This is a genomic window from Vogesella alkaliphila (genome assembly GCF_014652475.1).
Classification (GTDB): Bacteria; Pseudomonadota; Gammaproteobacteria; order Burkholderiales; family Chromobacteriaceae; genus Vogesella; species Vogesella alkaliphila.
The window spans coordinates 254932-262966 of the sequence record NZ_BMYW01000003.1 but is presented as its reverse complement, the minus strand read 5'-3'; the positions used below and the strand labels follow the sequence as shown (position 1 = coordinate 262966).

Sequence of the window (8035 nt, the reverse complement as noted above, 5' to 3'; positions counted from 1 at the left end):
GTCGGGCCGGTTTGCGTTGCGGCCAACCTTGCCGCCTTGGCCGCCAGGATGACGACTCAGTGCAACACGGTGCGCTTCAGGCGCCGCATGCCCCACCACACCGCCAGCGCCACCACCGGCACCGACAGCCCGGTGGCCAGCTCGGCATTGATCGGCGCGCCCAGCGCCTTGCCGGCCTTGAACAGATAGGACAGCAGGCCGATCGCGTAGTAGGTCAGCACCCCCACCGACAGCCCTTCCACCGTTTCCTGCAGCCTCAGCTGCAACGCGGCGCGCTTGTTCATGCTCGCCAACAGCGCGCGGTTCTGCGCCTCGTGCATCACCTCCACCCGCGTGCGCAGCAAGGCGGTGCTGCGCTGCAGCCGCGCCATCAGCCGCTCCTGGCGCTTGGCCGCGGTGTCGCAGGTCTCCATCGCCGGCACCAGCCGTCGCTCCATGAATTCGCGGAACGGCTGCAGCCCCGACAGCCGGCTCTCGCGCAGCTCGGTGATGCGCCGTTCCACCAGCTTGTAGTAGGCGCGCGCGGCGGCGAAGCGGTACTGGCTCTCGGCGATCAGCTGTTCGCCCTGCGCCGCCAGATCGGTCAGCTCGTCCAGCAGCAGCGCGTCGGTGTCGCTCTGCTCCGCCATGCGCTGGGTGACGCTGCGCAGCTGGGTGCCGAGGCGGCTCAGCTCCGGCGCCTGCCGCTTCGCCTCCGGCAGCGCCAGGAGCGCCAGCAGGCGGTAGGTCTCGATCTCGAACAGGCGCTGCAGCATGCGCCCGGACTGCGACGGCCCCATGTTGCGGTCGATCACCACGTAGCGGCCGAAGCCTTCGCTCAGCCGCGCGTCCGGGTGCAGGCGCAGGTCGGTATAGGCGACGCCGTTGTTGTCGCCGATCTCGGCGCCGATCAGGTCGTGGCCGCCGAACCAGCGCTGCGAGATCTCGCTGGCCGGTGCCTCCTGCGACGCCGGCAGCAGCACGGCGTGGATCGCCACCATCAGCTCGCCGGGCAGGCTGGCCAGCCAGTCCTTCGGCAGCCGGTCCAGCGCGGTGCGCTCGAACGGGTCGACGCAGTCGCCGGACAGCACGAAGGTGTAGCGCACGAATTCGGTATGCAGCGCCCAGCGCACGGTGAGGTCGCCGGCGATGCCGGTATGGTGCGCGCTGCGCGGATCGGGCTGCGGCAGACCGAGGCGGCGGAACAGGTCGACGAAGGCGGCGCGCTGCGCGGAGTCGTCATCGTCGAACAGCAGGGTCAGCGTGGAAAGCCGCGCCGGCGACGGAATGGCGATCGGGGGACGAGCGTGGGCTTCGTCGTTGAGCACCCGTCGCAACGGGTGGCTGGTGAGGGTTGTCATGATCTGGGCAATGTCCGGTTGAGGATGCTCTGTCGGCATCTGCACCGCAGCATAAACGGCGGCACCGGCCACCGCCAGCCTCCCCGCCGTGGCGGCGCGGCAATCGCTCAGGAATACCACACCCGCCGGTACATTTTCGTCCGGCGCGCCGTCAGCGCGATTTATGGTGGGCCAGCAGGGCCAGCATCGCCTCGCGCACCACCGGGTTGCGGATCTGGCGCGCGGCGTCGTCGAAGGCGCTGACGCCGGCCTCGGACAGGGCGAAGGATTTCGGCTTGCGCAGCTTGGGCGGCGTCGGCAGCACCTTGACGCGCAGGCTGCGCAGCGGGTGGCCCTGGCGCTGCAGCGGCGCCAGCAGGCTGTTGCCGAGCAGCTTGAGACGCGCGGCCACGGTGCTGTTGTGGGCGTAGACCACCAGTTCGCCGTCGCGCACGCAGGCCACCTGGCAGAACTGGCCGAGCTGCCCCGGCAGCAGGCGCTTGAACGCACGGTCCAGCGCCAGGATGGCGTGGGCGGCGGCGGTCAGGTCGGCCAGCTGCTTGTCGCGGCGGCTGAAGGCGGTAAGGTGCAGGCTGCTCATGATGGGATCGGGCAAAGGGATAGCCACAGTTTAGCGCCAAACCGCCCCGCCCGCCCTGCCATCCGCAGCGGGCGCAAGGTTGGCCGCAAGGGCCGGCAATTCCTCGCCATGCATCTTGATTCCGCTCGGAACCGGCCCCATCTATCCCGCTTGTTCGTGTGCTACACTTTAAGCCATTTTTTTCGGCCCGCTGGCCGCTGGATGTTCAGACAATGATTTCGACGCTCCTTAAGAAAGTATTCGGCAGCCGCAACGAACGCCTGCTGAAGGAATACCGACAGGTTGTGGCGCGCATCAACGCCATGGAAAGCACCATGACCGCGCTGTCCGACGCAGCGCTGGCGGCCAAGACCACCGAATTCCGGGAGCGTCATGCCAAGGGCGAAACGCTGGACGCGCTGCTGCCGGAGGCGTTCGCCGTCTGCCGCGAAGCCTCCCGCCGCGTGCTGAACATGCGCCACTTCGACGTGCAGCTGATCGGCGGCATGGTGCTGCACCAGGGCAAGATCGCCGAGATGCGTACCGGCGAGGGCAAGACCCTGGTCGGCACCCTGCCGGTGTACCTGAATGCGCTGTCCGGTAACGGCGTGCACGTGATCACCGTCAACGACTACCTGGCCAGCCGCGACGCCGGCATCATGGCCAGGCTGTACAACTTCCTCGGCCTGTCGGTCGGCGTCAACCTCAGCCAGATGCCGCACGACGCCAAGAAGGCCGCCTACGCCAGCGACATCACCTACGGCACCAACAACGAATTCGGCTTCGACTACCTGCGCGACAACATGGTGTTCTCGCTGGGCGAGAAGGTGCAGCGCAAGCTGAACTTCGCCGTGGTCGACGAGGTGGACTCCATCCTGATCGACGAGGCGCGCACGCCGCTGATCATCTCCGGTCCGGCCGACGACAACGTCGCCATGTACCAGCTGATCAACCAGGTGCCGCCGCGCCTGCAGAAGCAGGAAACCGAAGACGGCGACGGCGACTACTGGGTGGACGAGAAGGCGCACAGCGTGCTCCTGTCCGAGGCCGGCCACGAGCGCGCGGAACAGATCATGGCCGAGATGGGCCTGCTGCAGGACGGCGACAGCCTGTACTCGGCGGCCAACATCTCGCTGATGCACCACCTCGGCGCCGCGCTGAAGGCACACGCACTGTTCATGCGCGACCAGCACTACGTGGTGCAGGACGGCGAGGTGATCATCGTCGACGAATTCACCGGCCGCCTGATGTCCGGCCGCCGCTGGTCCGACGGCCTGCACCAGGCGGTGGAAGCCAAGGAAGGCGTGCAGATCAACCGCGAGAACCAGACGCTGGCGTCGATCACCTTCCAGAACTACTTCCGCCTGTACGGCAAGCTGTCCGGCATGACCGGTACCGCCGACACCGAGGCCTTCGAATTCCAGAGCATCTACGGCCTGGAGACGGTGGTGATCCCGACCAACCGCCCGATGGTGCGCGTGGACAGCCAGGACAAGATCTACCGCTCCAGCCGCGAGAAGTACGCGGCCATCCTCGCCGACATCCGCGACTGCCAGCAACGCGGCCAGCCGGTACTGGTCGGCACCACCAGCATCGAGAACTCGGAAATCGTCGCCAAGCTGCTCGGCGACGCCGGCCTCGTGCACAACGTGCTCAACGCCAAGGAACACGCGCGTGAAGCCGACATCATCGTGCAGGCCGGCCGTCCCGGCGTGATCACCGTCGCCACCAACATGGCCGGCCGCGGTACCGACATCGTGCTCGGCGGCAATCCGGAGCCGGAAATCAAGGCGGTGGAAGCCGACGAGTCGCTGTCCGACACCGACAAGGCCGCGCGCATCGACGCCATCCGCGCCGACTGGAAACAGCGCCACGAACAGGTGCTGGCCGCCGGCGGCCTGCACATCATCGGTACCGAACGCCACGAATCGCGCCGTATCGACAACCAGCTGCGCGGCCGTGCCGGCCGCCAGGGCGACCCCGGCTCCAGCCGCTTCTACCTGTCGCTGGAAGACCCGCTGCTGCGCATCTTCGCCGGCGAGCGCGTTGCGATGATCATGGACAAGCTGAAGATGCCGGACGGCGAGGCCATCGAGCACGCCTGGGTGACCCGCTCCATCGAGAACGCGCAGCGCAAGGTGGAAGGCCGCAACTTCGACATCCGCAAGCAGCTGCTGGAGTACGACGACGTCGCCAACGACCAGCGCAAGGTGATCTACCAGCAGCGCAACGAGATCCTGGAAGACCAGGACGTGTCCGCCATCGTCAGCAACATGCGCGACGACGTGCTGTCCGACCTCGTCGACCAGTACATGCCGCCGGAATCGATGGAAGAACAGTGGGACCTGCCTGGCCTGGAAAAGGCGCTGGAAAGCGAATTCCTGCTCGCCGCGCCGGTGGCGCAGTGGCTCCAGGAGCAGCCGACGCTGGATATTCCGGACATCAAGCAGCGCATCGTGGCGCTGGCCGCGGCCGCCTACCAGGACAAGGTCGGCCAGGCCGGCGAAGCGGCGATGCGCCAGTTCGAGCACGGTCTGGTACTGCAGATGCTGGACAACAACTGGCGCGAACACCTCGCCGCCATGGACCACCTGCGCCAGGGCATCCACCTGCGCGGCTACGCGCAGAAGAACCCGAAGCAGGAGTACAAGCGCGAGGCGTTCGAACTGTTCGCCGGCATGCTGGACCGCATCAAGCGCAGCGTGGTCGGCGTGCTGATGACGGTACAGGTGCGCAGCGAAGCCGACGTGGAAGCGGTGGCCCCGCATCAGGTCTCCGGCATGGAGCTGCACCACGACGAGCTGCCGTCGGCGGTGTCCGGCGACGACAACCCGTTCTCCGCCGCCGCGCTGGCGGCCCAGGGCCTGCGCGTCGGCCGCAACGACGCCTGCCCGTGCGGCAGCGGCAAGCGCTACAAGCAGTGCCATGGCCAGCTGAGCTGAGCCCTGGCCAGCCCCTCACCACGCCGCCGTGACTCCGTCACGGCGGCGTTTTTCATGCTGCCGCGCCGGCGGTCAGCGCACGCGAAACAAGGTTGGCCGCACTGCGCACCGTGATAGCGCTGGCGGCCAACCTTGCCCGCCTGCGGCACAGGACAAGCTCGCACGCCCCCGCCAGTAGCACCCTTCTCATCACTCCAGCCATGAAAAAACCCTGCCGCCGCGGATGCGACGACAGGGTGGTGTCGGCAAGCCTGGCCGCAAGCTTGCGGCCAAGCTTGCCTCAGGCCAGCAGGCAGGACGACTGGGTGTCGGCGCTCAGGCGGCGCAACGCCGGCCGCTCGCCGGCGCACTGCGCCTCCGCCAGCGGGCAGCGGGTGCGGAACACGCAGCCGGACGGCGGGTTGATCGGGCTGGGCAGGTCGCCCTGCAAAATCTGGATCTGCTTGCTGCGTTCCAGCTTCGGGTCCGGGATCGGGATCGCCGACAGCAGCGCGCGGGTGTACGGGTGCGACGGCAGGTCGTACAGCGCGTGCTTCTCCGCCAGCTCCATCTCGCGGCCGAGGTACATCACCAGGATGCGGTCGGAGATGTGCTTCACCACCGCCAGGTCGTGGGCGATGAAGATCAGCGCCAGCCCCATCTCGCGCTGCAGTTCCTTCAGCAGGTTGATGATCTGCGCCTGGATCGACACGTCCAGCGCCGATACCGGCTCGTCGCAGATGATCAGCTTCGGCTCCAGGATCAGCGCGCGGGCAATGCCGATGCGCTGGCACTGGCCACCGGAGAACTCGTGCGGGTAGCGGTTGATCATCTGCTCGCGCAGGCCGACCTTGACCATCATCGCGCGCACGCGCTTCATCACCTCGTCGGACGACAGCTCCGGGCGGTGCACGCGCAGCGGCTCGCCGATGATCTGCGCGATGGTCATGCGCGGGTTGAGCGAGGCCAGCGGGTCCTGGAAGATCATCTGGATGTCGCGGCGCACCGCCAGCCACTCCTTCTCGCTGCCCTGGCGCAGGTCGCGGCCCATCCACACGATCTCGCCGGCGGTGGCCGGGATCAGGTTGAGGATGGAGCGCGCCAGCGTCGACTTGCCGCAGCCGGACTCGCCGACCACGCCCAGCGTCTCGCCTTCGTACAGGTCGAAGCTGACGCCGTCGACCGCCTTCAGCGTTTTCTTCGGCGTCCACGGCCAGTCGTTGCCGCCCTTGACCTTGAAGTGCACCTTGACGTCGCGCACCGAGAGAATCAGTTTCTTGTCAGACATGGGCCACTACCTCGACGGACGGTTTCAGCTCCTGCGGTGCCTTGTGACAGGCGCGCAGCACGGCAGGGTTGGCCGCAGAGGCGGCCAGTGGCGGCAGCGTGCCGATGCACAGCTCGCTGACGTGGGTGCAGCGTTCGGAGAACGGACAGCCCTTGGGCATGTTGGCCATGTTCGGCGGATTGCCGGGAATGCTGACCAGCTCGCTGCCGTCGTGGTCCAGCCGCGGCAAGGCGCCGAGCAGGCCGATGGTGTACGGGTGCGAGGGCTGGTAGAAGATGTCGTTGGCGCTGCCGTATTCCATCACGCGGCCGCCGTACATCACCATCACCTTCTCGCACAGGCCGGCCACCACGCCCAGATCGTGGGTGATCATCACGATGGCGGTGCCGAAGTCGCGCTGCAGGTCCTTCAGCAGGCTGAGGATCTGCGCCTGCACCGTCACGTCCAGCGCGGTGGTCGGCTCGTCGGCGATCAGGATTTCCGGTTCGCACAGCAGCGCCATCGCGATCATCACGCGCTGGCGCATGCCGCCGGAGAACTCGTGCGGGTACATGTCGACGCGGCGGGCCGCCTCGGGAATGCGCACCGCTTCCAGCAGGCTGATGGCGCGCTTTTTCGCCTCGCGCCGGGTCATGCCCTTGTGCAGCTCCAGCACCTCGGTCATCTGCCGCTCCACCGTCAGGTAGGGGTTCAGCGAGGTCATCGGGTCCTGGAAGATCATCGACACGCGGTCGCCGCGGATGCCGTTGAGCTGTTTCGGGCTCATGGTCAGCAGGTTCTGGCCGTTGTACAGCGCCTCGCCCGTGGCTTTGCCGTTCTTGGCCAACAGGCCCATCATCGCCAGCACGCTCTGGCTCTTGCCGGAGCCGGATTCGCCGACGATGCCCAGGGTCTGGCCGGCCTGCAGCTCGAAGCTGACGCCATTGACGGCGCTGACCAGACCGTCGGGGGTCTGGAACTGCACGCCGAGATTGTTTACTTGTAACAGGCTCATGCCGTTCTCCTCTTATCGGTCTTTCGGGTCCAGCGCGTCACGCATGCCGTCGCCGATATAGTTGGCGCAGTACAGGGTGAGCGACAGCATGGCCGCAGGGAACAGCAGCATCCACGGTGTGGTTTCCATCACCCCGGTGCCGTCTTCGATCAGGACGCCCCAGCTGGTCATCGGCTCCTGCACGCCCAGGCCGAGGAAGGACAGCACCGACTCGGTCAGGATCACGCCCGGCACCGTCACCGTGGTGTAGATCACCACGATGCCCAGCAGGTTGGGCACCACGTGGCGGAAGATGATGCTGCCGGTGGACACGCCGATGGCACGCGCCGCTTCGACGAATTCCTTCGACTTCACCGACAGCGTCTGGCCGCGCACCACGCGCGCCATGTCCATCCACGAGAACACGGTGATGGTCAGCACCACGAGGTAAAACTCGCGTCCCAGCAGGGTCACCATCAGGATGGCGATCAGCAGGTAGGGCACCGCGTACATCATGTCGACGATGCGCATCATCACGGTATCCACCTTGCCGCCGAGGAAGCCGGCGGTGGCGCCCCACACGATGCCGATGGTGACCGAGGCGATGGTGGCCATCAGGCCGACCATCAGCGAGATGCGGCCGCCGATCAGGGTGCGCACCAAGAGGTCGCGCCCGAGGTCGTCGGTGCCGAACAGGTGCAGGTTGTACCAGGTCGGCGCCATCGCCATCGCGTCCCAGTCGGTGTCCTCGTAGCTGTGCGGCAGCAGCATCGGCCCGAAGACACAGGCCAGCACCACCAGCGACAGCAGGATCAGGCTGACCACGGCCGCCTTGTTACGCAGGAAACGTTCGCGGGCATCGGCCCACGGGCTGCGGCCTTCGACCGCGGCCATGCTCAGGTTGGCCGCCATGGCCTCGGCCACCGCCTTTTGTTGACTTCTGAACAACATGTG

Annotated in this window: 6 protein-coding genes; 1 reads left to right on the top strand and 5 read right to left on the bottom strand. The window is 67.0% G+C overall.

Annotated features, from left to right (window positions below; all coding sequences use genetic code 11):
• Positions 1 to 56 precede the first annotated feature (56 nt).
• Both IE100_RS06745 and IE100_RS06740 read right to left on the bottom strand, forming a co-directional pair.
• On the bottom strand, positions 57 to 1340 hold the full coding sequence (locus IE100_RS06745) for a DUF3422 family protein (RefSeq protein WP_189373328.1): 1284 nt from the start codon (positions 1338 to 1340) through the stop codon (positions 57 to 59).
• 151 nt (positions 1341 to 1491) lie between these two features.
• Positions 1492 to 1920 (bottom strand): DciA family protein, encoded by a 429-nt coding sequence (locus tag IE100_RS06740; protein WP_189373327.1) that lies wholly within the window; start codon positions 1918 to 1920, stop codon positions 1492 to 1494.
• A 212-nt stretch (positions 1921 to 2132) separates the two neighbouring features.
• Here IE100_RS06740 and secA point away from each other — a divergent pair, with 212 nt between their 5' ends.
• Positions 2133 to 4841, top strand: a complete 2709-nt coding sequence (secA, locus tag IE100_RS06735) for a preprotein translocase subunit SecA (protein WP_189373326.1) — start codon at positions 2133 to 2135, stop codon at positions 4839 to 4841.
• Positions 4842 to 5121: 280 nt separating this feature from the next.
• On the opposite strand, the gene oppF is transcribed toward secA, so the two are convergent.
• From oppF to IE100_RS06720, 3 genes are read right to left on the bottom strand one after another with little or no spacing between them, the layout of a single operon-like run.
• The gene (gene oppF / locus IE100_RS06730; RefSeq protein WP_189373325.1) at positions 5122 to 6108 is read right to left on the bottom strand and encodes a murein tripeptide/oligopeptide ABC transporter ATP binding protein OppF; all 987 of its coding nucleotides are present in this window, start codon (positions 6106 to 6108) and stop codon (positions 5122 to 5124) included.
• On the bottom strand, positions 6101 to 7102 hold the full coding sequence (locus IE100_RS06725) for an oligopeptide/dipeptide ABC transporter ATP-binding protein (RefSeq protein WP_189373324.1): 1002 nt from the start codon (positions 7100 to 7102) through the stop codon (positions 6101 to 6103). Before IE100_RS06725 ends, oppF begins: the two co-directional genes overlap by 8 nt.
• Positions 7103 to 7114: 12 nt before the next feature.
• Positions 7115 to 8032 (bottom strand): ABC transporter permease, encoded by a 918-nt coding sequence (locus tag IE100_RS06720; RefSeq protein WP_189373323.1) that lies wholly within the window; start codon positions 8030 to 8032, stop codon positions 7115 to 7117.
• Between the last annotated feature and the right edge of the window lie 3 nt (positions 8033 to 8035).